We start from the raw sequence: 25,167 nt of genomic DNA, 5'->3' as shown, positions 1-25,167 counted from the left end.
TACATCCCGGCAAACTGGCGGGCACAAAACAACGGAATCTGTACTGCGCGGCCATTCCTGCGACGTTTTCACGCGTCTGAGCAGGGCGCCGGGAGCTACTTCTTGGTGGACTTCGTCGGGCTCGGCTCAGGTTCCGGCGTCGCCTGGGCGAGGCCTCCTGAACCCGTCATGCCGGCGTACACGATCGACGTGTCATCGGCGAGGGCGGCAGCGCACTCGCCGAAGCTGACGCAGGAGAACGCGCCGCTCGAGACCGCCGTGATGGCCTCCGCGATCGCGCTGCCCGAGTCGTTGTCCGCCTCGGTCGCCGCAAGCGCGACGCGAATGGTGGTGTCGTAAGCCTCGCCGCCGCCGATGAGCGGGTCCGCCCCGGGATCCGCAGAAAGCAGGCGAGCTGATGAGGCCTCGTCGGGCTTCCAGTCGGCGGGGCCGATACGCACGACGGTCGTGGCGCCGCCGACACCGGCGATCTCCTCGGGGATGTCGCCCGTCGCCGCCCAGAGCACGACGTCGATGCTGCGTTCGGCGAGTTCCTTCACGATGGCTGCGGCATCCGTCGACGTCGATCGATGCACCACGACGACGGGTGCCCCGAGAACGCCACCCTGCTCGTCCAGTTCGCGCACGGCCAACTCGACTCCTGCGACCTGTGCCTGGGAGACGGCCGCTGTCTTGCCTGCCATGTCGAGAACCGTCATGAGGTGGAGCGACCCGTCGCCGGCGACGACCGGCGCAGGAGTCTGGGTCGCCGTCGGGGTCGGTCGCTGCTCGTCCTGACTCTGGGCAGTGCAGCCGGTGAGCAGGAGCGCGCCTGCCACGAGGGCTGCGAGCGCAACCGATCGGTGGGTCCTCATAACGGGCGGTCCTTCCCCTTCTGCCGGGCGCAAGCCTAGCGGCGGGTCAGACCAAGTCGACGGATGCGCGCCGCCCACTGCGCGCCGACCGCGCCATGTCGATCGTGAGCACCGCCAGAGCGACCCAGACCAGGCTGAATCCGACCCAGCGCTCAGGCGGCATCGCCTCGTGCAGCAGCACCACGCCGACCAGGAACTGGATGAAAGGCGCGAAGTACTGGATGAAGCCCATGTAGATGAGCGGAAGGCGTCTCGACGCCGCGGCGAAGAACAGCAGCGGCACGGCCGTGATGACTCCGGCAGCCGCGAGGAGCACGGTGTGCCAGACGCTGACGGTGCCGAGCGTGATCCCGCCGGTCGCGCTCACGACGATGAGGGCGACGATGGCGACTGGGGCGAGCCACGCCGTCTCGAGCGTGAGGCCCGAAACGGCGTCGACCTGGCCGCCGACCCTCTTCTTGATCAATCCGTAGAAGCCGAAGGAGAACGCGAGGGCCAGGGCGACCCAGGGGAAGCTGCCATGCCCGAAGGCGAGAACGAGCACGGCGACGATGCTGATGCCCACAGCCGCCCACTGCAACGGACGCAGCCGCTCCCGGAGCACGATGACACCGAGGAACACTGTGACGATCGGGTTGATGAAGTAGCCGAGCGCCGCCTCGACGACCTGCCCCGTCATGGCGGCGAAGACGTAGACCGTCCAGTTCACCAGGATGAGCACTCCGGCGAGCGCCATGGTCAGGGAGATGCGCGGCTGCCGGGCCAGCGCGAAGAATCCGCGCCACGCCTTCGTGGCGGTCAGGAGGATGGCGCAGAACACCAGCGAGAAGAGGATGCGCCATGAGACGATCTCGGGAGCCCCGGCCGGGGCCAGCGCGATGAAGTAGATGGGGAGGAAGCCCCAGAGCACATAGGCGGAGATCGCGTAGATCAGTCCGGTGCGGCCGACGTTGTCGGTCGGCGGTGCGAGGGGGGTCTTCGGAGATTCCTTCGTCACAGCCACTCGTCTGAGCTTACGCGGCGAGAAGCCGGTGCGAGCTGGGCCGACTGCCAACGCGACGCGACATCCTGCCGCGGAGGAGCATCCGCTCCTTCTGGAGCACGAGGCGGCAAGGGCTCGGTCCGACCCGGGTATGACGAAGGGGCCCGGATGCGGTCAGCATCCGGGCCCCTCACTCGTGCGGGGTGCGACTAGCGCACGACCACCGCGAGAACGTCGCGAGCGGAGAGGACCAGGAGGTCCTCACCCGAGAACTTGACCTCGGTTCCGCCGTACTTGGAGTAGATGACCTTGTCGCCGACGGCGATGTCGAGGGGCACGCGGTTGCCGTTGTCGTCGATGCGACCGGGGCCCACTGCCACGACCTCGCCCTCCTGGGGCTTCTCCTTGGCGGTGTCGGGGATGACGAGACCCGACGCCGTGGTCTGCTCTGCCTCGACCTGCTTGATGACGATGCGATCCTCGAGCGGCTTGATGGAGACCGACACGGTTGACCTCTTTCTGTAACGAAGACTGGGTTAGCACACTCGATATGAGAGTGCTAAGACGAGTTTAGGGCGCGATTGGCACTCATGCAACGTGAGTGCCAACCATGACGTCGGGCGCGGCGGCCTGTGGGTTAGCGTTGAGGCATGGATCGCTCCGAGCTCGTCGACCTTCTGACGCCAGAGGGATTCCGTCTCCTCGACTCCCTCCCGCCGTGGGATGCCAAGGCCGACGTCGTACGCCTGGTCAGCAGCCTGCGCGCCCAGGGCCATCCGGCCGGGCTCGTCGCGAGCGTGCTCAGCCAGTCGCGGCTTCGGGCGAGAGCCGAGAGCAAGTTCGGCGAATTCGCCTCCCGCATGCTGTTCACCGACGCCGGTCTCGAGCAGGCGACGAGACTCTCAGTGGCGGCGCTGCACGCCGGGCGGTACACGGCGGCCGGCATCGGCCGGGTGGCCGACCTCGGCTGCGGAATCGGGGGCGACGCCCTGGCGATGGCCGCCCTCGAGCTCGAGGTGACCGCCGCCGACGCCGACGAGGTCACGGCGGCCATCGCCAGCTACAACCTCGCCCCGTTCACGGCGGCCACCGTGCTCAACGCCCGCGCCGAGGAAGTCGATCTCGCCGGCGTCGATGGCGTGTACCTGGACCCTGCCCGACGCACGGCCGGCCACTCCGAGACCGAGCGGTTGACCCAGGCGAGCGACTACTCGCCCTCCCTCGATTTCGCATTCGGGCTGGGCGAACGGATGCCGACAGGCGTGAAGCTCGGCCCGGGCTTCGACCGCTCGCTCATCCCCGCGAACGCTGAAGCCCAGTGGGTGTCGGTCGACGGGCAGCTGGTGGAGATGGGGCTCTGGTTCGGCGCACTGGCCCGTCCCGGCATCCGTCGCTCGGCGCTGCTGCTGGGGCGGGCGGGCACGGCCGAGCTCAGCGCCGCCGCCGACAGCCCGGACGTCGAGGTCCGTGAACTCGGCGAGTACCTCTACGAGCCAGACGGCGCCGTCATCCGCGCCAGGCTCATCGGCGATCTGGCACGCGAGATCGACGCCGGAATGCTCAGCGAGGGAATCGCCTATCTCACGTCCGATGCCGCGCGCGCGACCCCGTTCGCGACGGCGTTCCACGTGCTCGAGGCGCTGCCCACCGACGAGAAGAAGCTGAAGGCCGCCCTGCGCGAGCGTGGGATCGGAACGCTCGAGATCAAGAAGCGCGGCATCGACGTCGATCCGGCCCAGCTGCGGAAGCGTCTGCAACTGAAGGGGACGGCATCAGCCACCATCGTGCTCGCCCGACAGGCCGGCAAGCACGTGACACTCCTCGTCGAGAGGGTCTGACCATCTCGACTGCGTGACGGCGGGACGGCCCGACGGCGGGACCACGCGGAATATGCGCCGCTCAGGGCCCAGGGGCGACCCGGACGACGACCAGCACCCAGATAGCGGCGACCACGATGCCGGCCACGCCCGTGACGATTCCGACGATCCTGTTGGTGCGGCTGTACGAGTCCCTCGGCCGCGCGGCGATCCCCGCGATCACGGCGATCACGCACGCGACAGCTCCCCACGGCAGGAACAGGCTGACGAACAGGCCGCCGACACCCAACCAGCTCGACAGGCTGGCCGCGGCACTGGGCGGTTCCGGCATCAGCGCCGCCTCGGACTGGCTCATCGATCCTCCCTGCGCCGCCGGTGGAGACGTGAGGCGGATGGCCGTCACGGCCATCCGCCTCACCTCGACGGTGTTCCTAGTACGTCGTGTAACCCGAGTCGCCGATGGACGCGAAGACCGCGATCCAGAAGATGAGCGAGATCAGGCCGATGACGACGCCGAGGAAGCCCAGGATGATTCCGGTCAACCACATGCCCTTCGCTGCCGGCTCCTTCTTCTTGCCGAGGAATCCCAGGACGATGGCCGCCGCTGGGATCAGCATCTGCAGGATGCCTCCGGCGATGGGGATCCACACGACGACCAGCGATCCCGCAACGCCGATGATGCCGGCGATGAGCGAAATGAGGCTGAGCGTCGGAGTCGGCGACGCCGGGCCGGAGGCGTATGCCGACGCTCCGTAAGCCGGAGCTGCCGGAGCGCCGTAGGCGGGCGGTGCTCCATACGCGGGCGGCGGTGTCTGTGGAGCACCGTAGGCGGGGGGCACGGGGGGCGCAGGCGGCGCGGGGGGAGCCGGCGGCGCAGCAGGCGGAACCGGAGGGACCGCGGGTGTCGGCGGCTCGACGGGCGGCGCCGGAGGTGCGTCCGGCGCGTCGGGGACCGTCGGCTCCTCGGGAATCGTCGGCTCGTCGACTGGAGCCGCAGCGGTAGCGGCATCCGTCACCGCAGGAGTCTCTGCTGCCTCGGGAATCTCGGTCGAAGGGACCGTGGGTTCGACACCGTCGACCGGCTGCTCCGGCTCGTCGGGTCGTGCGGGGGTCGTGGGATCGCTCATGGCGGTGGCCTGCTTTCGGTTCAGTACTGGTCGCCGTTTGCCGCGGCGAAGAAGAAGAGCGGAATGAGGACGACGAAGAAGAGGATGATGCCGGCGAGGATGCCGAGGTACCCGAGGACGAGGCCGGCGATGGCGAAGCCGCGGCCCTGCTCGCCGGTCTTCTTGACCTGGCTCAGGCCGATGTGCCCGAGGACGATGCCCACGAGGCTGATGCCGACGATGGACAGGATGAACGAGAGGATCGACAGCACGTTCCACTTGGGCTGAGCGGGGTACGGCTGGCCGTAGGCGGGCTGCTGGGCATACGTGGGTGCCTGAGCGGGTGCCGGCGGCGGGCTGTAGGCGGGCGGGACCGCGGGGGCAGCAGCAGGCTGCGCGGTCGGCGGAATCGTCGGGCCACCGACGTCATCTGCAGGTGGCTGGTTGACGTCGGTCATCGGTCCCCTTCCGGCCGTGGATTCGCACGTCTGCCCACCCTACTCCGCCTGATCAGAGGCGGAAAGGGCGACGCGCGACTATGACGCCGGCTCGGTTCGGGGGCTCAATGCACCTGGATGTCGGTGACCGGCAGCGTGGAGTCGGCACCGAAATCGGGCCCGGACGGATCGTGCCCGTGCATCACGAGCTGGGCTCCGAGGGCTGCGATCATGGCGCCGTTGTCCGTGCAGAGGTCGAGCGGCGGGATGCGCAGGGCTATGCCCGCCGCGGAAGTGCGCTCCTCGGCGAGCGAGCGCACCCTCGCGTTCGCGACGACACCGCCGCCGAGCAGGAGCCTGGGCACGCCCAGGTCGGTGCACGCTGCGATCGCCTTGCCGATGAGGACGTCGGCGACGGCCTCCCGGAAGCTCGCGGCGACGTCGTTGATCGGGACCTCCTCGCCGGCGTCCTGCTTCTTCTCGACCCACCGCGCGACGGAGGTCTTGAGTCCGGAGAAGCTGAAGTCGTACCGATGGGCGGCCATGTCCTTCGGCAGGGTCAGGCCGCGCGGGAACCGGATCGCCTTCGGGTCTCCCTGTGCGGCCAGCCTGTCGATGTGCGGACCGCCCGGGTAGGGCAGGCCGAGGATGCGAGCGACCTTGTCGAACGCCTCCCCCGCAGCGTCGTCGATGGTCTCGCCGAGGAGCTCGACGTCGGAGACCAGGTCTCGGACGAGCAGCAGCGAGGTGTGACCGCCGGAGACGAGCAGGGCGATCGTGGGGTACTCGAGGTGCCCCTCCTCGCCGAGGACATCGACACCGACGTGGCCTACGAGATGGTTGACCGCGTAGAGCGGCTTGTCGAGCGCGAGTGCCAGCGCCTTGGCCGAGCCCACGCCGACCATGAGCGCCCCGGACAGGCCGGGCCCGCTGGTGACGGCGATGGCGTCGAGGTCCTCCAGGCTCACGCCCGCCTCGGCGAGGGCCGCGCCGATCATGGGCGTCATCGATTCGAGATGCGCCCGGGCAGCGACCTCGGGAACGACCCCGCCGTAGCGCGCGTGCTCGTCCATCGACGAGGCGATGGCGTTGGCGAGCAGGGTGCGCCCGCGCACGATGCCGACGCCGGTCTCGTCGCAGGAGGTCTCGATGCCGAGCACCAGGGGATCCTCGCGATTCATCGGCTCTCCTCCGTCTGGATGCTCTCCACGCCGACCGCCAGCGTCGTCCTGGCCGGCTGGACGCTCAGGCGCATCACGATGGCATCCACTCCGTCTGGCTGGTAGTAGTTCGGCCGCACGGCGATCTCGGCGAAGCCGAGCTTCACGTAGAGCTGGTGGGCGACGGGGTTGTCGGCTCGCACCTCGAGGAAGACCTCGGTCACGCCGCGTCCGCGGGCCTCGTCGATGAGCCGATCCATGAGGGCGCGCCCGAGGCCATGACCGCGTGATGCCTCGGTGACGGCGATCGTCTGGATGTCGGCATCCGTTCCTCCACGGGGAGCCAGCAGCCCCGCGTAGCCGACGATGTTCTCGCGCTCGTCGGGCGGGAACGCGACGAGGTAGTAGGTGTGCTCGCTGGCGAGGTCGGCCCGCATGGTCGCCGACGACCAGGCATCCGTCGTGAACGTGCTGGTCTCGATGGCCATGATGGAGTCGACGTCTGCGACGCCGGCCCGGCGGAGCTGGAAGGTCATCGAGTCACCCGCTTCGGGCCGTTCGACGGGGTGACGTCGGGCGAGCGCAGGTAGAGCGGCTCGTCAGCGGCGAACGGCTGTCCGGCCGCGAAGGCGAGCTCGGCGACCATGCCGAGGCCCCCGGCGGGGATGGTGGCGGCGTCGATGCGCGGCAGCTCCAGGAAGGGAACGGCATCGGGCTTGGCGAGGGCGGGGCCATCGGTGCGCTGAGGGAGTCCGTCGGCGTCGGCGCCGGAGTAGGCCGACCAGAACACCTCACGGCGACGGGCATCCGTCACCACGAGCAGTCCGCCGGTCGCACCCGAGGCGTAGTGCTGCCAGGCGACGGCGTCGTGACTGGCGATGGGCACGAGCGGCCGCCCCAGCGCGAAGGCGAACGTGCGCGCGGCACTGATGCCGACACGCAGCCCGGTGAAGGGGCCGGGCCCCATGCCGCTGACGACCCCGGACAGCTCGTGGGGTCGGATGCGGGCCTCGGCGAGGGCGTCCGTGATGAGCGAGCCGATCACCTCGGCATGGCGCATGGTGTCGGCGACGTCGACCTGGCTCAGGATGCCGCCGTCTCGGTCGACCACGGCGACGCTCGTGCCGGCGGAGGTATCGATGGCGAGCAGCACCCGTCCAGCCTACTTCGCCGTGGCTGGCGACTCTCCGGCGTAGGCCGTTCCAGCCCACCGCGGGCCGAAGCCGCGGATGGTGATGGTGCGCGGTTCGTCGGCGCCCAGATCGGACGCGTCAGTCTGGTCGGTGTCGTCGTCTGCGTCGGAACGATCGGTGTCGGTGGCTGCGGCATCCGCCCCGGCCCCTGTCGGACGCACGATGTCGAGTTCCAGCCACGACTCGGCGACGCCGTCAAGCAGGCCGGAGCCCCACTCCACGACGACGACGGAGCGGACGTAGTCGATGTCGAGGTCGTCGAGCTCCATGGCGCTCTGCAGCCTGTAGGCGTCGACGTGCACGAGCGGCGGCCCGTCGCCGAGGCTGGGGTGGGTGCGTGCCAACACGAATGTGGGACTCGCCACCCGACCACGCACACCCAGCCCTGCACCGATCCCCCGCGTGAACGTCGTCTTGCCCGCGCCGAGGGGCCCGCTGAGCACGAGCAGGTCTCCGGCACGCAGTTCGGCCGCCAGCGTCTCGCCGAGGGCCGTCATGCCGTCGGCCTCCGCGATGGTGATTCTCTGCACGGCTCTACTCCACGTAGTGGCGCTGCACGCGGTGCCCGATGCGCGTCACGATCTCATAGTTGATGGTTCCCGCAGCCGCTGCCCAGTCGTCGGCCGACGGCGCACCGGTGGCCGGATCTCCGAACACGACGACGGCATCTCCGACGGCCACGGCCAGGTCGCCGACGTCGACGATGAACTGGTCCATCGCAATGCGTCCGACGACCGGATGCCGCTCCCCCGCGATCCAGACCTCGGCTCGGCCCGACGCCTGCCGCGGGATGCCCTCTGCGTAGCCGAGCGGCACGAGCGCGAGAGTGGTGTCGCGCGTCGCCCGCCACTGGTAGTCGTACGAGGCTCCCGTGCCGGCCGTGACCCGGCGCACGTTCGCGATCCGGCCCCGGAGGGTCATCGCCGGGACCAGTGGAACCTCGGGCGTTCTGTCGCTCCATGGTGAGAGTCCGTAGATGCCGATACCCAGTCGCACCATGGTGAAGCGGCTCTCGGGCCTGGTGATGGCTGCAGCCGTCGAGGCGAGGTGCAACAGCTCGGGTGCGACGCCGTGGGTCGCCGCCGTCGCGATCGCCGTCTGGAACCGTTCGCGTTGGGCGGCATCCTCCTCGGGCGAGGCGTTCGACAGATGGCTGAAGAGCCCTTCCACGACGATGTCGCCTGACTCCTGCAGGGAACCGGCCGACTCGACTGCCGTGGCCCAGTCCTCCTGGGGGATGCCGTTGCGGCTGAGCCCGGTGTCGACCTTGAGGTGCAGCCGTGCCGGCGCGCCCACACGGCGGGAGGCATCCGTCACGGCGTCCAGCTGACCGAGCGTCGAGATGCCGATCGAGATGCCGCGGGCTATCGCCTCGTCGAAGACCACGTCGGGGTCGTGCAGCCACGCCAGCACCGGAGCGTCGATTCCGGCGTCTCGCAGCGCGATGGCCTCGGCGATGTCGGCGACGCCCAGCCAGTCGGCGCCGCCGGCGAGCGCGGCGCGTGCGACGGGCACGGCGCCGTGGCCGTAGGCGTTCGCCTTGACTACGGCCATGACGTGCGGCGTTCCCACGTGAGCCGCGAGGGCGGCGACGTTGGCTCTGACAGCGCGGAGGTCGACGGACGCCTCACGGAAGACGAGCTGCTCGCTCATGAGTCGTCACGCTCCAGGACGACGAAGGCTGTGGCGATGCCGGCATCGTGGCTCATCGACACGTGGACACTGGTGACACCCTGGGTCCCTGCGGCAGCCGCGACCGTGCCCGACAGGCTGAACTCCGGGTCTCCGTGCTCGTTCGCCTCGATGACCATGTCGTGCCAGCGCAGGCCACCGGGGCCCCCGAGCGCCTTGATCAGCGCTTCCTTCGCCGCGAACCGTGCGGCCAGGGAGCGGGGATGGCGGCCGCGTTCGCTCTCAGCGAACAGGCGCTCGACGAGTCGAGGTGTGCGTGCCATCGCCCGCTCGAAGCGGGCCAGATCGACGACGTCGACTCCGATGCCGGCGATCACGATTCACTCGACCGTGACGGACTTCGCCAGGTTGCGGGGCTGGTCCACATCGAGGCCCTTCGCCAGCGAGAGCTCCATGGCGAACAGCTGCAGAGGCACGACGGCCAGGAACGGCTCGAACAAGGGAGCGGCGAGCGGGATGGGAATGACCTCGTCGGCGAAGGGCAGCACCGCGGCATCGCCCTGCTCTGCGATGGCGATGACTCGCGCTCCGCGGGCGCGGATCTCCTGGATGTTCGAGACCACCTTCGCGTGAAGCAGTGCCGAACGGCTCGGGCTCGGCACGATGACGAAGACGGGCTGACCGGGCTCGATCAGCGCGATCGGGCCGTGCTTCAGCTCACCCGCGGCGAAGCCCTCTGCATGGATGTAGGCGAGCTCCTTGAGCTTGAGCGCGCCCTCGAGCGCGACAGGGAAGCCCACATGCCGACCGAGGAAGAGCACGGCGCGGGTGTCGGCCATCCAGTGCGCGAGTTGCCGGACGCTGCCGCCAGTCTCCAGCACCGTGGTCAGCTTCGCCGGGATCGCCTCGAGCTCGCCCAGTTCCACTGCCACCTCGTCGTTGGTGAGCGTTCCGCGCACGCGGGCGAGGTGCAGGCCGAAGAGGTAGAGCGCCGTCATCTGCGCGACGAAGGCCTTGGTCGAGGCGACGGCGACCTCTGGCCCGGCATGCGTGTAGATGGCGGCATCCGACTCGCGTGGAATGGTCGCGCCCTGGGTGTTGCAGATGGAGATCGTGCGGGCGCCGGCGTCACCGGCGTACTTGACGGCCATGAGAGTGTCCATGGTCTCGCCGGACTGCGAGATGGAGATGACGAGCGTCTCGCGGGTGATGACGGGGTCGCGGTAGCGGAACTCGTGGCTGAGCTCCACCTCGACCGGGATGCCGGCCCACTTCTCGATCGCGTACTTCGCCACGAGGCCGGCATAGGCGGCCGTGCCGCAGCCGACGACGACGATCCGGGTGATGCCTGCGAGCACGTCATCACCGAGGGCCTCGAGTTCGGGGATGTGCACGCCGGAATCGCTCACACGGCCGCGCAGGGTGTTCGCCACGGCGTCGGGCTGTTCGGAGACCTCCTTGGCCATGAAACTGGACCACCCGCCCTTGTCGCTCGCCGAGGCGTCCCACGCCACCTCGAACTCCTCGGTCTCGACCGCGTTGCCCTCGAAGTCGGTGACGACGACGGCGTCAGCAGTGATCGCGACGATCTGGTCCTGGCCGATGGCCATGGCGCGACGGGTGTGCTCGACGAAGGCGGCGACATCCGACCCCAGGAAGTTCTCGCCGTCGCCGAGCCCGATGACGAGCGGCGAGTTGCGGCGCGCTCCCACGACCAGGTTGGGCTGGTCCTGGTGCAGTGCGAGCAGGGTGAACGCCCCCTCGAGACGGGAGACGGTGGTCTGGAAGGCGACCTGCAGATCGCCGGCGGCGCGATACTCGCGACCGAGGAGCACGGCCGCGACCTCGGTGTCGGTCTCCGACTCGAAGGTGTAGCCCTCTGCGAGGAGCTCGCTCTTCAGCACCGAGAAGTTCTCGATGATGCCATTGTGGATGAGGGCGAGCTTGCCGTCGTCGCCGAGGTGGGGGTGGGCGTTGACGTCGGTGGGGCCGCCGTGAGTGGCCCACCGAGTGTGGCCGATACCCGTGCTGCCGTCGTTGATCGGATGCGCCTCGAGCTCATCCGTGAGCTTGACCAGCTTGCCGGCCTTCTTCGCCGTGGCGAGTACGCCGTCCTCGTCGATCACCGCAACGCCGGCGGAGTCGTACCCGCGGTATTCGAGCCGACGAAGGCCCCCGACGAGCACTTCGAGGCTCTTGTTCGAGCCGACATATCCCACGATTCCACACATGGTCTCGATTTTAGCGGGCGGGACCTGCGACTAAGCTCTCAGTGATGTCCGATCCGGCGAGAACCAACGGTGTCCACGGCCACAGCTCCCCGTTCGTCGAGCTGGATCGCGCCGATTGGGCCGCCCTCGCGCAGTCGACCCCCCTGCCCCTGAGCGAGACCGAACTCGTGCAATTGCGCGGACTCGGGGAGCCCCTCGATCTCTCCGAGGTGACGGATGTCTACCTCCCGCTCAGCCGGTTGCTGAATCTCTACGTCGCCGGCGCTCGCAGCCTGCACCGCGCCACCAGCGACTTCCTCGGCGATCGCGCCGACAGCACGCCCTTCGTGATCGGCGTGGCGGGATCCGTCGCCGTCGGAAAGTCGACGATCGCCCGTCTGCTCCGCGAACTCCTCGCTCGCTGGGAGGACACGCCTCGAGTGGAGCTGGTCACGACGGATGGCTTCCTCCTGCCGAACGCCGAGCTCGAGCGCCGCGGCCTGATGACACGCAAGGGCTTCCCCGAGTCGTACGACCGTCGAGCCCTGCTGCGCTTCGTGAGCGAGGTCAAGGCCGGGACCGCGGAGGTGCGCGCACCGTTCTACTCGCACCTGAGCTACGACATCGTTCCGGATGCGCAGATCACGGTGCGCCGGCCCGACGTCCTCATCGTCGAGGGCCTGAACGTTCTTCAACCACCCGGACCCGGGCATCGTCTCGCGGTCAGCGACCTGTTCGACTTCACGATCTACGTCGACGCCAGGACTCGCGACATCGCGCGCTGGTACGACGAGCGCTTCCTCAAGCTCCAACGCGGAGCATTCAGCAACCCGTTGTCGTACTTCCACCGTTACGCGTCTCTCACCGAGGCGGAGGCGCTCGCGCGTTCGGGCGAGATCTGGCGGTCGATCAACGAGCCCAACCTGCTTCAGAACATCCGCCCGACCCGGTCGCGGGCGACGCTCGTGCTCCGGAAGGACGAGAATCACACGGTCGACTCGGTGCTGCTGCGGAAGCTCTGACGAGCTGCGCTGCCGCCCTACAGGGTCAAGCGCTCCCGCACGACATCGGCGAGGCCGTGGGCCAGCCGGTCTGCAGTGGCCTGATCGGCAGCCTCGACCATGACGCGCACCATCGGCTCGGTGCCCGAGCGACGCATGAGCACGCGGCCAGAGTCGCCGAGTACGGCCTCCGCGTCACGCACGGCGGCGGCGATCACCTCATCCGAGTCGAGGGCGTGGTGGTCGACACCGCGAACGTTCACCAGGATCTGGGGGAACACGGTCATGACGCTCGCGAGTTCGGCGACGGACTTGCCGGTGCGCGCCATCTCGGCCACCAGATGGAGACCGGTCAGGATGCCGTCACCCGTCGTGGCGTGCTCGGTCATGATGACGTGGCCGGACTGCTCTCCGCCCAGGGCAAGGGAGTCTGCGTTGAGCTCCTCGAGAACGTAGCGGTCGCCCACGGCGGTCTGGATGACCTTGATACCGTTCGCCTCCATCGCCTTGTGCAGGCCGAGGTTGCTCATCACGGTCACGACGAGCGTGTCGTTCGTGAGGTGGCCGCGTTCCTTCATCGCCACAGCGAGGATCGCCATGATCTGGTCGCCATCGACGACGTTGCCCGCCGCGTCGACCGCGAGGCAGCGGTCGGCGTCGCCGTCGTGGGCGATGCCGATGTCGGCGCCGACCTCGAGTACCTTGACCGCGAGGTGGTCGAGGTGGGTCGAGCCGACCCCGTCGTTGATGTTGGTGCCGTCTGGCTCCGCGCCGATGACCGTGATCGTGGCTCCGGCCAGTGCGAACACCTCGGGCGAGATGCCGGCGGCAGCACCGTTCGCGCAGTCGAGCACGACGTGCACGCCGTCGAGGCGGTGCGGGAGAGAGCCCATCAGGTGGAGGACGTAACGGTCCTCGCCATCCGCGAAGCGACGGATGCGGCCGACGTCGCCGCCGGTGGGGAGCAGCTTCTCGATGCCGAGGTGTGCCTCGATGCGGTCTTCGACCTCATCGGGAAGCTTGGTGCCGCCGATGGCGAACAGCTTGATGCCGTTGTCGGGGGCAGGGTTGTGCGACGCCGAGATCATGACGCCGAAGTCGGCGCCGCTGTCGGCGATGAGGAACGCCGCGGCCGGTGTCGGCACGACGCCGGCGTCGAGCACGTCCACGCCGGAACTCGCGAGGCCTGCTGCGACGGCGGCTCCGAGGAACTCGCCGGAGACCCGGCCATCACGTGCGAGAACCGCGACAGGGCGTCTGCCCTGCGCGCGGCGCTCTTCCGCACGTCGTCCTGATGTCAGGACGACGGCGCTCGCCTGAGCGAGGCCCAGAGCCAGGTCAGCCGTGAGTTCACGGTTGGCCAGGCCCCGGACCCCGTCGGTTCCGAAGAGACGAGGCATGTCTGCCAGTGTCGAAGCGCTTTAGCGCTTCGAGAACTGCGATGCCTTACGGGCCTTCTTGAGACCGGCCTTCTTGCGCTCGATGACGCGAGCGTCACGGGTGAGGAAGCCGGCCTTCTTGAGAGCTGCACGGTTGTTCTCGCGGTCGATCTCGTTGAGAGCACGAGCGATCGCGAGGCGGAGGGCACCGGCCTGGCCGGAGGGGCCACCGCCCGTGACCTTCGCGACGACGTCGTAGCTGCCGATGAGGTCGAGCACCTTGAACGGGTCGTTGATGAGCTGCTGGTGGAGCTTGTTCGGGAAGTAGTGCGCGAGCTCGCGGCCGTTCACGATCAGGCTGCCGGAGCCGGGCACGAGGCGCGCGCGGGCGATGGCCTGCTTGCGACGGCCGACGGCCGAACCCGAGACGTTCAGGACGGCGCGGGGTGCACGGGGGGTTTCTTCAGCGGGGGTTTCGGTCGAGTAGCTCTCGGGAGCCACGTCGATCTGGTCTGCGATCTTCGCCACGGTGATTGGAGTCCTTTGTCTGTGAATCGAGAAGTCGGGGGCCGGGCGCTACTGGGCGACCTGGTTGAAGACGAACTGCTTCGGCTGCTGTGCAGCGTGAGGGTGCTCCGGGCCGGTGTAGACCTTGAGCTTCTTCAGCTGGGCGCGACCGAGAGAGTTCTTCGGGAGCATTCCGCGGATCGCCTTCTCGACGGCGCGCGTGGGGTTCTTCTCGAGCAGCTCCGAGTAGGTGACTGCCGTGAGGCCGCCCGGGTAGCCCGAGTGGCGGTATGCCTTCTTCTGCTCGGCCTTGGCGCCGGTCAGTGCGACCTTGTCGGCGTTGATGATGATGACGAAGTCGCCGGTGTCCATGTGGTTGGCGAAGGTCGGCTTGTGCTTGCCGCGCAGCAGGACTGCTGCGTGGGTCGCCAGGCGACCGAGAACGACATCGGCTGCGTCGATGACGTACCAGTCGTGGGTGATCTCACTGGCTTTCGGGGTGTAGGTGCGCGTCACTGTAGTGGCTGCTTTCTGTTCGAACGGAGGTGTTCGTGAATCCCACTCCGGGCGGTTCTCGAGGAGAACACAGTCGATGGAGGGCTCACGTTCGTGTACCCGGCCGCCAAGGCACGGGCACCAACGGTCTATCTTAGGAGACTTGCGGGCCGTTGGCAATTCGGGTCGGGTCTGCTCCCCCAGCGGGAGCGTCGGCGCGGTGCGCCGGACCGCGCCGCTGCCGCGTCTCGGCCGCGCGCGCCGCCAGACGCAGGTCATCCGGATAACCCACCTGCGTGAGCGTGAGTCCCCGTGCCGGCATCACCATGAAGGCGTTCGTGCGCTCCGCGGCTTCGCGCAGCGCTACGGGGTCGCCGGGGCCGAGTTTGCCTGCCCCTACCGAGACGCAGGCGCCGACGAGCGCGCGAACCATGCTGTGGCAGAAGGCGTCGGCTTGGAGGCTCGCGGTCAGCACTCCGTCGACATCCCGCTCCCAGGTGAATGCCTGCAGGGTGCGGATCGTCGTGGCACCGTCACGCGGCCTGCAGTAGGCGGCGAAGTCATGGAGTCCGCACAGGCTCGCGGCTGCGGCATCCATCGCCTCGCCATCGAGTCGGGAATGATGCCAGGTCGTGTTGACCCTGTGAAGCGGATTGCGCACAGCGGTCTGATCGGCCAGGCGGTAGCTGTAGCGCCGCCACAGGGCACCGAACCGAGCGTCGAATCCCACTGGGGCCAGCGAGCCCCGTGAGATCACGATGTCGCCCTTCTGGCTCAGGATGCCGTTCAGTCGACGCGCCAGGGCCGTGCCGGCGTCGCGCTCCCCGCCGCGGTTGCGCCCGCGGTCTGGGCGAAGCAGGCTGCCCGCCTGGGCGTCCGTGAGGTCGAGATGGACGACCTGACCTGTCGCATGCACTCCGGCATCCGTTCGCCCGGCGACGACCAGGGTCGGTGGAGGGCCGTAACGACGCAGGATCGAGGCGAGGGCCTGTTCGATGTCACCCTGCACCGTGCGCAGGTTCGGCTGGCGACCCCAGCCGTTGAAGTCGGTTCCGTCGTAGGCGATGTCGAGACGGACGCGACTTGTGCCCGCGAGCGGCGGATGAAGGGTCGAGGAGGTCTCGTCCTCCTCGTCAACCATGCCATCCACGCAGATCAGTTTACGAGCCGCGCGCACAACCGTTTCACGAGGTGCCACGTTCCGGGCGTGTGTCGCCCCATGGACCCCCCGCAAACCGGCAACTCGACAGGGCGCGCCGGCACACACGAGACAGGGCCCCGGCGATCCGAACGGATCACCGGGGCCCTGTCAGGGTGGAGCGAAGGCTACTTGGCCTCGGCCTCGTCGGCCGGGGTCTCGACCTCGGCGTCGGTGGCGACGGCCTCATCGACCTCGGCCTCAGCCGGGGTGACGGTCTCGTCGGCAACCTCGGCCTCGGGCTCTGCCTCGACGACCGGAGCGGTCTTCGCGGCGGCCTTGGCGGGCTTGGCCTTCTTCACGACGGGCTCGAGGACGAGCTCGATCTGCGCCATGGGGGCGTTGTCGCCCTTGCGGTAGCCGATCTTCGTGATGCGGGTGTAGCCACCGTCGCGCTCGGCGACGAGCGGAGCGATCTCGGTGAAGAGCTCGTGCACGATCGACTTGTCACCGATGACAGCCAGAACACGACGACGGGCGTGGAGGTCTCCACGCTTCGCGAACGTGATGAGACGCTCGGCGTACGGACGCAGGCGCTTGGCCTTGGTCTCGGTCGTCTTGATCGACTTGTGCTCGAACAGCTGCGAAGCCAGGTTGGCCAGCATCAGACGCTCGTGTGCGGGTCCGCCTCCGAGGCGGGGGCCCTTGGTGGGCTTAGGCATTTATTTCTCCAGTATGTGAAAGGTCGAAAAGCTCAGCTACGAGCTTTAGATGTTCTCGTCGTCGTAGCCGCTGTAGAAGTGGGCGCCGTCGAATCCGGGGACCGAGTCCTTGAGCGACAGGCCGAGCTCCACGAGCTTGTCCTTGACCTCATCCACCGACTTCTGACCGAAGTTGCGGATGTTCATGAGCTGCGTCTCCGAGAGGGCGACGAGCTCGCTGACGTTGTTGATGCCCTCGCGCTTCAGGCAGTTGTACGAACGCACCGACAGGTCGAGGTCCTCGATCGGGATCGAGAGCTCGCTCGAGAGCACGGCGTCGACCGGCGCGGGGCCGATCTCGATGCCCTCGGCTGCGGTGTTGAGCTCGCGGGCGAGACCGAACAGCTCGGTGAGCGTACGACCGGCGGATGCGATGGCGTCGCGCGGCGTGATGGCCGGCTTGGACTCGACGTCGACGACGAGGCGGTCGAAGTCGGTGCGCTCACCGGCACGAGTCGCCTCGACGCGGTAGGTCACCTTGAGAACGGGCGAGTAGATCGAGTCGATCGGGATCTGACCGGCTTCGCTGTACTCGTTGCGGTTCTGCGTGGCCGAGACGTAGCCGCGGCCGCGCTCGATCGTGAGCTCGAGCTCGAACTTGGCCGACTCGTTGATCGTGGCGATCACGAGGTCGGGGTTGTGCACCTCGACACCGGCGGGAGCCGAGATGTCGGCAGCAGTGACCTGGCCGGCGCCCTGCTTGCGCAGGTAGGCGGTGATCGGCTCGTCGTGCTCGCTGGAGACGACCAGACCCTTGATGTTCAGGATGATCTCGGTCACATCCTCCTTGACACCGGGAACGGTGCTGAACTCGTGGAGGACGCCGTCGATGCGGATGCTGGTCACAGCAGCGCCGGGGATCGACGAGAGGAGGGTGCGGCGGAGCGAGTTGCCGAGCGTGTAGCCGAAGCCGGGCTCGAGGGGCTCGATCACGAACCGCGAACGGAACTCGGAGATGTTCTCCTCGGTGAGCGTGGGGCGCTGTGCAATGAGCACTGTTATTCCTTTCGGCGAGGTGTCCGCTATATGACACCTGCGATGGCGACCGGGTGGGCGGGCCCGGCGGGTGTTGAGTTATGGAAGGAACGGCTGAACGGCCGGCCGGGTGTCGCGTGGAGCGAGACCCGACCGACCTGTCAGTTGATTAGACGCGGCGACGCTTCGGCGGGCGGCATCCGTTGTGCGCCTGCGGGGTGACATCGTTGATCGATCCGACCTCGAGGCCGGCGGCCTGGAGCGAACGGATGGCCGTCTCGCGACCCGAACCGGGTCCCTTGACGAACACGTCGACCTTCTTCATGCCGTGCTCCTGCGCCTGACGCGCAGCCGACTCGGCGGCGAGCTGAGCGGCGAACGGGGTCGACTTGCGCGAACCCTTGAAGCCGACTCCACCGGACGAGGCCCAGCTGATGACCGCACCGGTGGTGTCGGTGATCGAGACGATCGTGTTGTTGAACGTCGACTTGATGTGGGCCTGGCCCACGGCGATGTTCTTCTTTTCCTTCTTGCGCGGCTTGCGAACGGCCGACTTGGGTGCTGCCATGATTTCTCCTGAATCCTATGAGGCGCGAAAGGTCGCTGGCCGAGGCCTAGCGAGCCTTCTTCTTGCCGGCCACGGTGCGCTTCGGGCCCTTGCGGGTACGAGCGTTGGTCTTGGTGCGCTGTCCGCGGACAGGCAGGCCACGACGGTGGCGGATGCCCTCGTAGGAGCCGATCTCGACCTTGCGGCGGATGTCGGCGGCAACCTCGCGGCGGAGGTCACCCTCCACCTTGAACGTGCCTTCGATGAAGTCGCGCAGTGCGACGAGCTGCTCGTCGCTGAGGTCCTTGACGCGGATGTTTCCGTCGATCTGGGTCTCGGCGAGGGTCTGGAGGGCGCGGGTGCGGCCAACTCCGTAGATGTAGGTCAGTGCGACCTCCACGCGCTTCTCGCGCGGGATGTCGACGCCGGCTAGACGTGCCATGTGTGGCTTCTCCTGTTGATGAGTGGAGGTGTGGAGCACTCCCGGTGCCGCGGCCTCCAACCGTGGGTGTCCCCTGACGGATCAGGTTCTTGGGAGTGCTGTTCTCTTATCGAGTCGTCTCTGCGAGTGATCAGCGGCGCCGGAGCGCCGACCGACTAACCCTGGCGCTGCTTGTGGCGCGGGTTGGACTTGCAGATGACCATGACGCGGCCGTTACGGCGGATCACCTTGCAGTGGTCGCAGATGGGCTTGACGCTGGGGTTGACCTTCATTGTTTTCCTTTTCGCTGTCTTCGTACCCGTCCACCTGCTCGCGCAGGGGAGTCGAACGGGCCGTTACTTACAGCAGCCTTTACTTGTAGCGGTAGACGATCCGGCCGCGTGTCAGGTCGTAAGGGCTCAGCTCCACGATCACGCGGTCCTCGGGGAGGATGCGGATGTAGTGCTGACGCATCTTGCCTGAGATGTGAGCCAGAACCTTGTGCCCGTTGGTGAGCTCAACCCGGAACATTGCGTTCGGGAGAGCTTCGACAACCGAGCCTTCGATCTCGATGACGCCGTCTTTTTTGGCCATAGCCTCTTCGTCGCTAAAAGTATTGGATGCTGGTCGTGCGGACGGTGCCCACCCTCGAACTCAGACGTCCGGAGGGCATGCGTCAACGGACGCAGGACACCAAAGATCAATCGTATGGCATTGACGGCCTTTTGGCCAATCAGCGGTTACACTTCCCAGCTCGGATCCAGACGATGACGGATGCCGTACCTCGGAGTCCTGGTCGGGTCAGCGCCGCGCCGCGACGATCTCCCTCAAGTCCTGGAACAGGGGGTGCTCCGGTTCGATTCCCGTGACCGACTCGACGAACTCCCCCGGGCTCTCGGCCGCAGCGAGAAGAGCGTGCATCTGCACGCTCTGCTCGTCGTCGGGGTCGTCGAACGCCAGCACGGCGCCGATCGCCTCGACCAGCGCACTCGTGGGCAGGCCGCGCTCGGCCAGTTCGGCAGCCGGTCCGACGAAGCGCTCGTGCCTGCTGAGCTTGCGGAGCGGCTGGCGGCCGACCCGCTGCACGGTGTCGGGCAGCGACGGGTTCGCGAACCGGCGCAGGATCTTCTCGCGATAGTCCCGCTGCACTTCGGGGTCGGCCTGGTGCTTCGCCACCAGCAGCGTGGAGGTCTCCTGCAGCACTCGCGTCGCGATCTCGGCGACGCTCGGGTCGCTGAGTGCGTCAGAGAGCTTCGTGTATCCGGCGGCGGCACCCAAGTAGGCCACGGTGGCGTGCCCGGTGTTCACTGTGAAGAGCTTCCGCTCGATGAATGGCAGCAGGTCGGCCACGAATGTGGCGTCGGGGATGTCGGGCACATCGCCCTCGAACGGCCCCTCCTCGATGACCCACTCGAAGAAGCTCTCGACGGTCACGTCGAGGCCGGCATCCGGATCCTGCCCCGGAACGATGCGATCGACGGCGGTGTTGGCGAACACGGCCCGGTGGAGGCAGCGGCGCCATTCGTCCTGTCCCATGAACGACGCCACCTCGTCACGCAGCAGGTCGGTTGCGTTGATCGCGTTCTCGCAGGCCATGACCTGGAGAGGTGGCAGCTCGGCCGGGCGCTCCCGCATCGCCGCGGCGATGTGCGGGGCGATGAAGCGCAGGATCGTGGGGCCGACGGCCGTCGTCACGATGTGCGCCGTCGTGAGCTCGGCGCGGAGCTCCTCCTCCTGGGTCGCACTGTTGACGGCGCGGAAGTGGTCGACGACGCGGGTCGCAGGGGCGTCCCCCACCTCGTGCACCTCGTAGCTGGATGCGGCGTCGAGAGCGGCGATGAGCTCGGCGTTCACATCGGCGAACACGACCTCGTACCCCGCGTCGTGCAGGATGAGCCCCACGAAGCCGCGCCCGATGTTGCCTGCACCGAAGTGCACGGCCTTCTTCATGTTCACGACTCGTTGACCTCGGAGAGCGCGGCGTAGAGCTCCGCGGCGCTGTCGAGGGCGAGCAGCTTCTCGACCTCGTCCTCGTCGGAGAAGATGATGGCGATCTTGGAGAGGATCTCCAGGTGCTCGTTGTCGATGCCGGCGATGCCGACGACGAAGCGCACCTCGTCGCCGTTCCAGTCGATCGGCTCGTCGTAGCGGGTGAACGACAGGCTGGACCGGAGGATGGTGTCCTTCGCCTCGTTGGTGCCGTGCGGGATGGCGAGGAAGTTGCCCATGTAGGTCGACACCGACCCCTCCCGCTCGAGCATCGCGTCGACGTAGGCCGCATCGACGGCACCCACCTCGACCAGGATCGCGCCCGCAGCGCGGATCGCCTCATCTCGTCCGACTGCGGCATCCGCGATGCGCACTGCTCCACTGGACAGGATCTGCTCGGTCATCGGTCTCCCCCTACTTTCTCTCGTTCGTCGTCGTCGTTCATCATCGCGAGCCTCGTGGCCGAAGTGACGTCGAGGTGGACGAGGGGCGGATGCCGCGACACCAGCGCGCGGCATCCGCCCGTCGTCAGCGCACGCCCTCGCTCTGCAGGAGATTCACGATCTCCTCGTACTTCGGGCTGTTCATGAAGTTCTCCACCGAGATGTGCAGTGCGCTCGGCGACTGCTGCTTCGCGCGCTCGGTGAGGTCCTTGTGGGTGACGACGAGATCGACGTCGTCGGTCAGGTTCGCGATCGACTTGTTCGTCACGTCGACGCTGTCGATTCCCGCCTTCTTGATCTTGTTGCGCAGCACCGTCGCTCCCATGGCACTCGATCCCATGCCGGCGTCGCAGGCGAAGATGATCGTGTGGATCGGCTTGTGCTCGAAGGCAGCCGCCTCGCCCTCCCCGACCAGCCCGGCACCGGCGGCAACGCCCGCACCGGAGAGGCCGCTGAGCACGTCGCTCGACTTGCCCTTGTTCGACTCTGTCATGGCGATCGCCATACCCAGGTCTCCGGCGCCTTCTGTCGCGAGGTCGCGCTTGCGACTGGCCCTCAGGATGATCGACGCGATCAGGAACGAGACAGCTGCCGAGAGGATGACCGAGAGGATCACGCCGACGTAGCTGTCCGAAGCCGTCTGCAGGATGATCGCGAAGATGCTGCCCGGGGATGCCGGTGCTCGAAGTCCGGTCTGGAAGATGACGTTCGTGGCCACACCGGTCATACCACCGGCGATCACGGCGATCACTGTGAGCGGCTTCATCAGCACGTACGGGAAGTAGATCTCGTGGATGCCGCCGAGGAACTGGATGATGATGGCGCCGGGGGCGCTCGCCTTGGCCATACCGACACCGAAGAACGTGAAGGCGAGCAGCAGGCCGAGGCCGGGGCCGGGGTTCGCCTCGATGAGGAACAGGATGCTCTTGCCGGTCTCGACGGACTGCTGGGTGCCGAGAGGCGTGAACACGCCCTGGTTGATGGCGTTGTTGAGGAAGAGGATCTTGCCCGGCTCGACCAGCAGCGACAGGAGCGGTAGCAGGTTCATCGAGGTCAGCCAGTTGACGGCGGTCTCGAGCAGGCCGCTGAGCCACTGCACCGCTGGCCCGAAGGCGAAGAAGCCGAAGATCGCCAGAAGCATGCCGACGATGCCGGCCGAGAAGTTGTTCACCAGCATCTCGAAGCCGGCCTTGATCTTGCCGTCCCAGATGCTGTCGACCTTCTTCATGACCCAGGCCGCGAGCGGACCCATGATCATCGCTCCGAGGAACATCGGAATGTCGGTGCCGACGATCACGCCGACTGTGGCGATCGAGGCGACGACGCCGCCTCGGGTGTCGTAGACGAGGCGACCGCCCATGTTGGCGATGAGGAGCGGAAGCAGGTACGTGATCATCGGGCCGACGAGGCCCGTGTGCTCGGTGCCGTCTGCGCTCGGGAAGCCTCCGAGCTCGGGCACGGGAGTCCAGCCCGTCTTGATGAAGAAGGCCGTGATGAAGCCCCAGGCGATGAAGGCCGCGATGTTGGGCATGATCATTCCACTGAGGAACGTGCCGAACTTCTGGATGACGACCCTGCCGCCTCCGGACTTCTTCTCCGACGTCGTTGTCATGGTGGTGCCTCTCTGTGATCAGGTGGCGGGCGCGGGAACGCGCCCTGCTGTGCGCTCGGCCGCGCGGGACTTCGCGGCCGCCTTGGCCTCGGCTGCCCCATCGGCAGCCAGGGCGACCTCGGCCAACGCGCGGGCGTCGTCGAGGGTGAACCGCGCAAGGGACGCGCGTACGTCGGCGAGAGCCGACGGGGACATGGAGAGCGTCGTCGCGCCGAGGCCGACGAGCACGACCGCCAACAGCGGATCGGCTGCGGCCTCGCCGCAGATGCCGACGGGCTTGCCTGCCGCCCGGCCGGCCGCGCCCACCTCGGCGACGAGCCTGAGGACCGCCGGGTGCCATGGGTCCTGGAAGTTCGCGACGGTGCCGAGCAACCTGTCGGCCGCCATCGTGTACTGAGTGAGGTCGTTGGTGCCGATGGAGGCGAAGTCGGTCACGGCGAGCACGCGATCGGCGAGCAGCGCCGTCGCCGGCACCTCGACCATGACCCCGGCCGTCTTGATGCCGAGCTCCTTGGCGAGGTCGGTGAAGTAGCGGGCCTCCTCGACGGTGGCGACCATGGGCGCCATCACCCAGAGGTCGGCATCCGTCGCCGCATCCGCCGCCGCGAGAGCCGTGAGCTGCTCGCGCAGGATGGTCTCGCTGTGGCGGAGCGATCGGATGCCGCGAAGCCCGAGTGCCGGGTTCTCCTCCGGGGCGTCGTTGAGGAAGGCGAGGGGCTTGTCGGCCCCGGCGTCGAGTACACGGGCGACCACCTTCTTGCCGGCGAAGGCAGTGAGCAGCTTGGTGTACTGCTCCTGCTGCTCGCGCACGGTCGGCGCGGACTGGGAGTCGAGGAACAGGAATTCGGTGCGGAACAGTCCGACGCCCTCGGCACCGGCGGCGAGGGCATCTGCAGCGCCGGCGGCGGACCCCAGGTTGGCCAGCAGCGGCACGGGGGTTCCGTCAGCCAGGGCGCCGGGGCCGGTCGGCTCCTGAGATCGGTGGGCGCGCTCGTCGATGCGCGCCTTGGCGGCGCTGAGCTGCTCGTCACTCGGACTCGTGATCACGGCATCCGCGGCTGCATCGACGATCACCTGGTCGCCGTCGGCGAGAGTGGCGGCGCCTGCCGCTCCGACGACCGCGACGATGGACTTCTCCCGCGCCAGGATCGCCGTGTGCGATGTGGGGCCGCCGTCCGTCGTGATGAGCGCCAGCACCTGGTCGAGATCGAGCAGCGCGGTGTCGGCCGGGGCGAGATCGCGGGCCACGAGCACGAAGGGATGCCCGGGGTTCGGGATGCCGGGGGCTGGAAGCTTGAGCAGGTGCGCGATGACGCGCTGGGAGACGTCGTCGAGGTCGGCGGCGCGCTCCCCCATGTAGCCGCCCATGCCGGCGAGCAGGTCACGGAAGGCCGCGAAGGCCTCGAACACCGCGCGTTCGGCGGTCTTGCCCTCGGCGAGCCTGGCAGTGATGTCATCAGCGAGGGTGACATCCTCCGCCATCATCGCCTGGGCCTCGAGGATGTCGCGCGCTGCCCCTCCGGCCTGGGTGCCGCGGCGGTTGAGCTCGGCGGCCACCACCGACAGCGAGGCCGTCGCCCTCTGGCCCTCGCGCTCGGCGTCGAGGTGGGTCGGGCGGTCGACAGGCTCTGGCAGCGGCTCCGCCATGCGCGCCACTGGGCCCAGAGCGATGCCCTCGCCGATTCCGATGCCGTTCAGTTCCATCAGTCGCCCTCCGTCGTGTGCCGGGAGGACGCCCGCGCGGGGCGATCAGCTGTCGTGATCGGTGACGAGAAGATCGACGAGGCGGTCGAGGACCGCTGCGGCATCATCTCCGTCGACCGCGACGGTGACCTCGTCGCCGTGATCGATTCCCAGGGCGATGACGGCGAGGATGCTCGCCGCATTGACGGGCTTTCCGTCGCCCTTGGCGATCGTGACCTTCGCCCCGGATCCCCCGACGGCCTGAGTGAAGAGTTTCGCGGGACGCGCGTGCAGCCCGTGCTCCGATCCGATTCGCACGCTGCGAGTCGCAGTGGTGTCGGTGTCTTCCATGTGTCCGGCCTCCGTCGCTGGCGTCCGTTCTCAACCCCACCATACTGTCCGGGGTGCACGGGCACCACGCAGATGGGATCGACGCGGCCGGTCACGGACGGATTCCGACCGCGTCGAGTGCACTGTCGAGGGCGATGGCCCCCGACTGGTCTGTGAAGGCGGCCTCGGGGAGCACGACGACGCTCGCGTCGCCGATCTCGGCGAGGCGGGCGCGTATGGCATCGGCCTGAGTGGCGAGGTGGGCTCCCAGCAGGACGACGGCCGCATCCTGTGCCGAATCCTCGAGGCCCGAGTCGCTCGTGGGAGAGACGACGATCTCGAGACCCCGTTCGCGAGCGAGACGACGGATGCGGTGGGCCACGAAGGAGCTCGATGCCCCTGCTCCACACACGACGAGGATCTTCACTGATCCGGCTCCTTCGCTCGACTGTCCACCAGTGTGGCCTCCGGCCGGGCGCATCGGCCAACACGTTT

The 25,167-nt window shown here is 68.0% G+C and carries 31 protein-coding genes; 2 read left to right on the top strand and 29 right to left on the bottom strand.

The genetic code is table 11. The features are described from left to right. Positions 1-95: 95 nt before the first annotated feature. From AADV74_RS16480 to groES, 3 genes are all read right to left on the bottom strand, one after another. Entirely contained in the window at positions 96-854 is a 759-nt protein-coding gene (locus tag AADV74_RS16480; protein WP_342116217.1) for a hypothetical protein, read from the bottom strand. A gap of 46 nt (positions 855-900) precedes the next feature. Further along, positions 901-1,851 (bottom strand): EamA family transporter RarD, encoded by a 951-nt coding sequence (gene rarD, locus AADV74_RS16475; protein ID WP_342116215.1) that lies wholly within the window; start codon positions 1,849-1,851, stop codon positions 901-903. Between the two features lie 194 nt (positions 1,852-2,045). Continuing rightward, positions 2,046-2,342 carry a co-chaperone GroES gene (gene groES, locus AADV74_RS16470; RefSeq protein WP_056165818.1) on the bottom strand — a complete coding sequence of 99 codons (297 nt, stop codon included), beginning with the start codon at positions 2,340-2,342 and terminating at the stop codon, positions 2,046-2,048. Between the two features lie 144 nt (positions 2,343-2,486). On the opposite strand from groES, the gene AADV74_RS16465 reads away from it, so the two are divergent. After that, complete coding sequence (locus tag AADV74_RS16465) at positions 2,487-3,674, top strand: class I SAM-dependent methyltransferase (RefSeq protein WP_342116211.1); 1,188 nt, start codon at positions 2,487-2,489, stop codon at positions 3,672-3,674. A gap of 61 nt (positions 3,675-3,735) precedes the next feature. Here the strand turns inward: AADV74_RS16465 and AADV74_RS16460 are convergent, their stop codons facing one another. The 10 genes from AADV74_RS16460 to glmS form a co-directional block, all read right to left on the bottom strand. After that, on the bottom strand, positions 3,736-4,062 hold the full coding sequence (locus AADV74_RS16460) for a hypothetical protein (protein WP_342116209.1): 327 nt from the start codon (positions 4,060-4,062) through the stop codon (positions 3,736-3,738). A 22-nt stretch (positions 4,063-4,084) separates the two neighbouring features. Then, positions 4,085-4,780 carry a hypothetical protein gene (locus tag AADV74_RS16455; protein WP_342116207.1) on the bottom strand — a complete coding sequence of 232 codons (696 nt, stop codon included), beginning with the start codon at positions 4,778-4,780 and terminating at the stop codon, positions 4,085-4,087. Between the two features lie 20 nt (positions 4,781-4,800). Then, entirely contained in the window at positions 4,801-5,217 is a 417-nt protein-coding gene (locus tag AADV74_RS16450) for a DUF4190 domain-containing protein (RefSeq protein ID WP_342116205.1), read from the bottom strand. A gap of 104 nt (positions 5,218-5,321) precedes the next feature. Beyond that, the gene (gene tsaD, locus AADV74_RS16445; RefSeq protein ID WP_342116204.1) at positions 5,322-6,377 is read right to left on the bottom strand and encodes a tRNA (adenosine(37)-N6)-threonylcarbamoyltransferase complex transferase subunit TsaD; all 1,056 of its coding nucleotides are present in this window, start codon (positions 6,375-6,377) and stop codon (positions 5,322-5,324) included. Continuing rightward, a complete protein-coding gene (gene rimI / locus AADV74_RS16440; protein WP_342116201.1) occupies positions 6,374-6,892 on the bottom strand; it encodes a ribosomal protein S18-alanine N-acetyltransferase in 519 nt (172 codons plus the stop codon). Before rimI ends, tsaD begins: the two co-directional genes overlap by 4 nt. Then, the gene (gene tsaB / locus AADV74_RS16435; protein WP_342116199.1) at positions 6,889-7,509 is read right to left on the bottom strand and encodes a tRNA (adenosine(37)-N6)-threonylcarbamoyltransferase complex dimerization subunit type 1 TsaB; all 621 of its coding nucleotides are present in this window, start codon (positions 7,507-7,509) and stop codon (positions 6,889-6,891) included. Before tsaB ends, rimI begins: the two co-directional genes overlap by 4 nt. 9 nt (positions 7,510-7,518) lie before the next feature. Then, complete coding sequence (tsaE, locus tag AADV74_RS16430; protein WP_342116410.1) at positions 7,519-8,046, bottom strand: tRNA (adenosine(37)-N6)-threonylcarbamoyltransferase complex ATPase subunit type 1 TsaE; 528 nt, start codon at positions 8,044-8,046, stop codon at positions 7,519-7,521. Between the two features lie 37 nt (positions 8,047-8,083). Further along, entirely contained in the window at positions 8,084-9,202 is a 1,119-nt protein-coding gene (gene alr, locus AADV74_RS16425) for an alanine racemase (RefSeq protein ID WP_342116197.1), read from the bottom strand. After that, on the bottom strand, positions 9,199-9,558 hold the full coding sequence (locus AADV74_RS16420) for a holo-ACP synthase (protein ID WP_342116195.1): 360 nt from the start codon (positions 9,556-9,558) through the stop codon (positions 9,199-9,201). Before AADV74_RS16420 ends, alr begins: the two co-directional genes overlap by 4 nt. A gap of 3 nt (positions 9,559-9,561) precedes the next feature. Then, positions 9,562-11,412 carry a glutamine--fructose-6-phosphate transaminase (isomerizing) gene (gene glmS, locus AADV74_RS16415; protein WP_342116193.1) on the bottom strand — a complete coding sequence of 617 codons (1,851 nt, stop codon included), beginning with the start codon at positions 11,410-11,412 and terminating at the stop codon, positions 9,562-9,564. A 44-nt stretch (positions 11,413-11,456) separates the two neighbouring features. Here glmS and coaA point away from each other — a divergent pair, with 44 nt between their 5' ends. Beyond that, positions 11,457-12,413, top strand: coding sequence for a type I pantothenate kinase (gene coaA / locus AADV74_RS16410; protein WP_342116190.1), 957 nt, complete (start codon positions 11,457-11,459; stop codon positions 12,411-12,413). A gap of 17 nt (positions 12,414-12,430) precedes the next feature. Here the strand turns inward: coaA and glmM are convergent, their stop codons facing one another. The 16 genes from glmM to AADV74_RS16330 form a co-directional block, all read right to left on the bottom strand. Beyond that, positions 12,431-13,792 carry a phosphoglucosamine mutase gene (gene glmM, locus AADV74_RS16405; protein ID WP_342116188.1) on the bottom strand — a complete coding sequence of 454 codons (1,362 nt, stop codon included), beginning with the start codon at positions 13,790-13,792 and terminating at the stop codon, positions 12,431-12,433. 21 nt (positions 13,793-13,813) lie between these two features. After that, positions 13,814-14,299 (bottom strand): 30S ribosomal protein S9, encoded by a 486-nt coding sequence (gene rpsI / locus AADV74_RS16400; RefSeq protein ID WP_342116185.1) that lies wholly within the window; start codon positions 14,297-14,299, stop codon positions 13,814-13,816. 48 nt (positions 14,300-14,347) lie between these two features. Beyond that, complete coding sequence (gene rplM, locus AADV74_RS16395; RefSeq protein WP_055821281.1) at positions 14,348-14,794, bottom strand: 50S ribosomal protein L13; 447 nt, start codon at positions 14,792-14,794, stop codon at positions 14,348-14,350. A 133-nt stretch (positions 14,795-14,927) separates the two neighbouring features. Next, on the bottom strand, positions 14,928-15,914 hold the full coding sequence (locus AADV74_RS16390) for a tRNA pseudouridine synthase A (protein WP_342116408.1): 987 nt from the start codon (positions 15,912-15,914) through the stop codon (positions 14,928-14,930). Positions 15,915-16,099: 185 nt separating this feature from the next. Next, entirely contained in the window at positions 16,100-16,633 is a 534-nt protein-coding gene (rplQ, locus tag AADV74_RS16385; protein WP_342116182.1) for a 50S ribosomal protein L17, read from the bottom strand. 45 nt (positions 16,634-16,678) lie between these two features. Then, positions 16,679-17,668, bottom strand: coding sequence for a DNA-directed RNA polymerase subunit alpha (locus tag AADV74_RS16380; protein ID WP_056165781.1), 990 nt, complete (start codon positions 17,666-17,668; stop codon positions 16,679-16,681). A 148-nt stretch (positions 17,669-17,816) separates the two neighbouring features. Continuing rightward, positions 17,817-18,215, bottom strand: a complete 399-nt coding sequence (rpsK, locus tag AADV74_RS16375) for a 30S ribosomal protein S11 (protein ID WP_055821293.1) — start codon at positions 18,213-18,215, stop codon at positions 17,817-17,819. Between the two features lie 46 nt (positions 18,216-18,261). Continuing rightward, positions 18,262-18,636, bottom strand: coding sequence for a 30S ribosomal protein S13 (rpsM, locus tag AADV74_RS16370; RefSeq protein ID WP_055821296.1), 375 nt, complete (start codon positions 18,634-18,636; stop codon positions 18,262-18,264). Between the two features lie 155 nt (positions 18,637-18,791). After that, a complete protein-coding gene (rpmJ, locus tag AADV74_RS16365) occupies positions 18,792-18,908 on the bottom strand; it encodes a 50S ribosomal protein L36 (protein WP_055821300.1) in 117 nt (38 codons plus the stop codon). A gap of 79 nt (positions 18,909-18,987) precedes the next feature. Beyond that, complete coding sequence (gene infA, locus AADV74_RS16360) at positions 18,988-19,209, bottom strand: translation initiation factor IF-1 (protein WP_021759551.1); 222 nt, start codon at positions 19,207-19,209, stop codon at positions 18,988-18,990. A 207-nt stretch (positions 19,210-19,416) separates the two neighbouring features. Continuing rightward, positions 19,417-20,565, bottom strand: a complete 1,149-nt coding sequence (locus AADV74_RS16355; RefSeq protein WP_342116130.1) for a mannitol-1-phosphate 5-dehydrogenase — start codon at positions 20,563-20,565, stop codon at positions 19,417-19,419. A 2-nt stretch (positions 20,566-20,567) separates the two neighbouring features. Beyond that, positions 20,568-21,008 carry a PTS mannitol transporter subunit IIA gene (locus tag AADV74_RS16350; protein WP_342116127.1) on the bottom strand — a complete coding sequence of 147 codons (441 nt, stop codon included), beginning with the start codon at positions 21,006-21,008 and terminating at the stop codon, positions 20,568-20,570. A 124-nt stretch (positions 21,009-21,132) separates the two neighbouring features. Beyond that, positions 21,133-22,659, bottom strand: a complete 1,527-nt coding sequence (locus AADV74_RS16345) for a PTS mannitol transporter subunit IIBC (protein ID WP_342116126.1) — start codon at positions 22,657-22,659, stop codon at positions 21,133-21,135. 18 nt (positions 22,660-22,677) lie between these two features. Beyond that, positions 22,678-24,363 (bottom strand): phosphoenolpyruvate--protein phosphotransferase, encoded by a 1,686-nt coding sequence (gene ptsP, locus AADV74_RS16340; RefSeq protein WP_342116124.1) that lies wholly within the window; start codon positions 24,361-24,363, stop codon positions 22,678-22,680. Between the two features lie 45 nt (positions 24,364-24,408). Continuing rightward, on the bottom strand, positions 24,409-24,693 hold the full coding sequence (locus tag AADV74_RS16335; protein WP_342116121.1) for an HPr family phosphocarrier protein: 285 nt from the start codon (positions 24,691-24,693) through the stop codon (positions 24,409-24,411). A 91-nt stretch (positions 24,694-24,784) separates the two neighbouring features. Continuing rightward, positions 24,785-25,099 carry a PTS sugar transporter subunit IIB gene (locus tag AADV74_RS16330; protein WP_342116118.1) on the bottom strand — a complete coding sequence of 105 codons (315 nt, stop codon included), beginning with the start codon at positions 25,097-25,099 and terminating at the stop codon, positions 24,785-24,787. Positions 25,100-25,167: the final 68 nt, after the last annotated feature.

Source organism: Leifsonia stereocauli, from assembly GCF_038432415.1.
Classification (GTDB): Bacteria; Actinomycetota; Actinomycetes; order Actinomycetales; family Microbacteriaceae; genus Orlajensenia; species Orlajensenia stereocauli.
Note: the sequence above shows the minus strand (reverse complement) of the source record. Positions and strands in the feature narration are given on the sequence as shown.